The sequence below is a fragment of the Oceanibacterium hippocampi genome (assembly GCF_900172325.1).
In the GTDB taxonomy this organism is placed as follows: domain Bacteria; phylum Pseudomonadota; class Alphaproteobacteria; order Sneathiellales; family Sneathiellaceae; genus Oceanibacterium; species Oceanibacterium hippocampi.
Window position 1 is genome coordinate 2,501 of the sequence record NZ_FWFR01000014.1, and the last position, 3,398, is coordinate 5,898.

The 3,398-nt window shown below is 56.6% G+C and carries 1 tRNA gene and 2 rRNA genes; all 3 read left to right on the forward strand.

From position 1 onward, the window contains the following. Positions 1-246: 246 nt before the first annotated feature. The 3 genes from OCH7691_RS22745 (at position 247) to OCH7691_RS22755 (ending at position 3,398) form a co-directional block, all read left to right on the forward strand. Positions 247-2,989, forward strand: a 23S ribosomal RNA gene (locus OCH7691_RS22745). A 151-nt stretch (positions 2,990-3,140) separates the two neighbouring features. Beyond that, positions 3,141-3,255: ribosomal RNA gene (gene rrf, locus OCH7691_RS22750) — 5S ribosomal RNA — on the forward strand. Positions 3,256-3,321: 66 nt separating this feature from the next. Then, positions 3,322-3,398, forward strand: a tRNA-Met gene (locus OCH7691_RS22755).

Consider the following 3,398-nt stretch of genomic DNA (forward strand, 5'->3'; position numbering starts at 1 on the left):
TGACATTGTGAAGAGGTAGACATCCTGAACCGGATGTCTGTGTGTGGATCCCGAGGGGGTAATATCCTTCGGGTGAGACGACGGACATGCGGTTTTTTAAGGGTCTTTAAGAATGATCGTTTTGTGTGGAGTGACAGGCACTCGAGTAGCGAAGCGGTAGTGCGACAAGGAATTTTTTGTTGCCCTATCGGCCTTCGGCCTGCTTGAGGGCGCTGTTGTCTCTGTGCATGACGGGAAGCTGAGAGAGATCAAGCGCTTTAAGGGCATTTGGTGGATACCTTGGCATGCAGAGGCGATGAAGGACGTGGCACGCTGCGAAAAGCTTCGGGGAGTTGCGAGCAAACTTTGATCCGAAGATATCCGAATGGGGAAACCCACCACGCAAGTGGTATCGGCGTCTGAATACATAGGACGTCGAGGCGAACCCGGTGAACTGAAACATCTCAGTAACCGGAGGAAAGGACATCAACCGAGACTCCGCTAGTAGTGGCGAGCGAACGCGGACCAGGCCAGTGGCGTCGAGAAGAGAACCGGAAGCATCTGGAAAGGTGCGCCATAGCGGGTGATAGCCCCGTACGGGTAGTGCTTCTTGACGTCCTCGAGTAGGGCGGGACACGTGAAATCCTGTTCGAACATGGGGGGACCACCCTCCAAGCCTAAGTACTCCTGCATGACCGATAGTGAACAAGTACCGTGAGGGAAAGGTGAAAAGCACCCCGGTGAGGGGAGTGAAACAGACCTTGAAACCGAATGCCTACAATCAGTGGGAGCCTCCTTGTGGGGTGACCGCGTACCTTTTGTATAATGGGTCAGCGAGTTAGTCTTGCGTGCGAGCTTAAGCCGATAGGTGTAGGCGCAGCGAAAGCGAGTCTGAACAGGGCGTTCAGTACGCAGGATTAGACCCGAAACCGGGTGATCTAGCCATGAGCAGGCTGAAGGCGGGGTAACACCCGACGGAGGGCCGAACCCACGTCTGTTGAAAAAGACGGGGATGACTTGTGGCTAGGGGTGAAAGGCCAATCAAACTCGGATATAGCTGGTTCTCCGCGAAATCTATTTAGGTAGAGCGTCGCGTGTTTACCGCCGGGGGTAGAGCACTGGATGGGCTAGGGGGACCCAAAGTCTTACCAAACCTAACCAAACTCCGAATACCGGCGAGTTACAGCGCGGCAGACAGACGGCGGGTGCTAAGGTCCGTCGTCGAGAGGGAAACAGCCCAGACCGCCAGCTAAGGTCCCCAAGTCATGGCTAAGTGGGAAAGGATGTGGGAAGGCCAAAACAACCAGGAAGTTGGCTTAGAAGCAGCCATCTTTTAAAGAAAGCGTAATAGCTCACTGGTCTAAACAAGCAATCCTGCGCCGAAGATGTAACGGGGCTAAAGCCATGCACCGAAGCTGCGGACGTGTCTCTGACACGTGGTAGCGGAGCGTTCCGTAAGCCTGTGAAGGGTATCCGCGAGGGTGCCTGGAGGTATCGGAAGTGAGAATGCTGACATGAGTAGCGAGATGAGTGTGAGAAACACTCACGCCGAAAGTCCAAGGGTTCCTGCGTAAAGCTAATCTGCGCAGGGTGAGCCGGCCCCTAAGGCGAGGGCGAAAGCCGTAGTCGATGGGAACCAGGTTAATATTCCTGGGCCTGCTGGTGGTGACGAATGCCGTAAGTTGTTCGTGCTTATCGGATTGCACGGGCCGCGAAGGCGTTCCAGGAAATAGCCCCAGCGTATAGACCGTACCCTAAACCGACACAGGTGGACTGGTAGAGCATACCGAGGCGCTTGAGAGAACTATGCTGAAGGAACTCGGCAAAATGACCCCGTAACTTCGGGAGAAGGGGTACCCTTCGGAAGGCAACTTCCGGGGGGTGGCACAGACCAGGGGGTGGCGACTGTTTACTAAAAACACAGGGCTCTGCGAAGTCGCAAGACGACGTATAGGGTCTGACGCCTGCCCGGTGCCGGAAGGTTAAGAGGAGGGGTTCACGCTCTGAATCGAAGCCCCGGTAAACGGCGGCCGTAACTATAACGGTCCTAAGGTAGCGAAATTCCTTGTCGGGTAAGTTCCGACCTGCACGAATGGCGTAACGACTTCCCCGCTGTCTCCAGCATAGACTCAGCGAAATTGAATTCTCCGTGAAGATGCGGAGTACCCGCGGTTAGACGGAAAGACCCCGTGCACCTTTACTATAGCTTTGCAGTGGCGCCAGGAATTGACTGTGTAGGATAGGTGGGAGCCTTTGAAGCGCATGCGCCAGTATGCGTGGAGGCAACCTTGAAATACCACCCTTTTGGCTTTTGGCGTCTAACCGCGGCCCGTTATCCGGGTCCGGGACCCTGCATGGTGGGTAGTTTGACTGGGGCGGTCGCCTCCCAAAGAGTAACGGAGGCGCGCGATGGTAGGCTCAGGCTGGTCGGACATCAGCTTTAGAGTGCAATGGCATAAGCCTGCCTGACTGCGAGAGAGACATCTCGAGCAGAGACGAAAGTCGGTCATAGTGATCCGGTGGTCCCGAGTGGAAGGGCCATCGCTCAACGGATAAAAGGTACGCCGGGGATAACAGGCTGATAACCCCCAAGAGTCCATATCGACGGGGTTGTTTGGCACCTCGATGTCGGCTCATCACATCCTGGGGCTGGAGCAGGTCCCAAGGGTTCGGCTGTTCGCCGATTAAAGTGGTACGTGAGCTGGGTTTAGAACGTCGTGAGACAGTTCGGTCCCTATCTGCCGTGGGTGTCGGATACTTGAGAGGCGCTGCTCCTAGTACGAGAGGACCGGAGTGGACGAACCTCTGGTGGACCGGTTGTCACGCCAGTGGCACAGCCGGGTAGCTAAGTTCGGACGGGATAACCGCTGAAAGCATCTAAGCGGGAAACCCTCCTCAAAACCAGGTATCCCTTGAGAGCCGTGGAAGACCACCACGTTGATAGGCCGGGTGTGGAAGTGCGGCAACGCATGAAGCTTACCGGTACTAATCGCTCGATCGGCTTGATCTCCTCCTTCCTTCATGCCCAGTGACAATGGCGTCCATTCGACGACGCGATCACCGGCACGGAACGATCATTCGACACCATGAAGACCCGCGCGGGCCCGAGGGCCGGCGCGACACAGGATGTCCCCGACAGGTTGCGGTCCGGCTTTTGCCGGCCTGGTGGCTATGGCGGGAGGCCTGCACCCGATCCCATCCCGAACTCGGTCGTGAAACCTCCCAGCGCCGATGGTACTTTGTCTCAAGGCACGGAAGAGTAGGTCGCTGCCAGGCCTGCAAAAGCCGGACCCAACCCTGTCTGCCTCCTCACAAGCGTCACCCGATACCCAACGATATCAACGCGGGGTGGAGCAGCCCGGTAGCTCGTCAGGCTCATAACCTGAAGGTCGCAGGTTCAAATCCTGCCCCCGCAACCA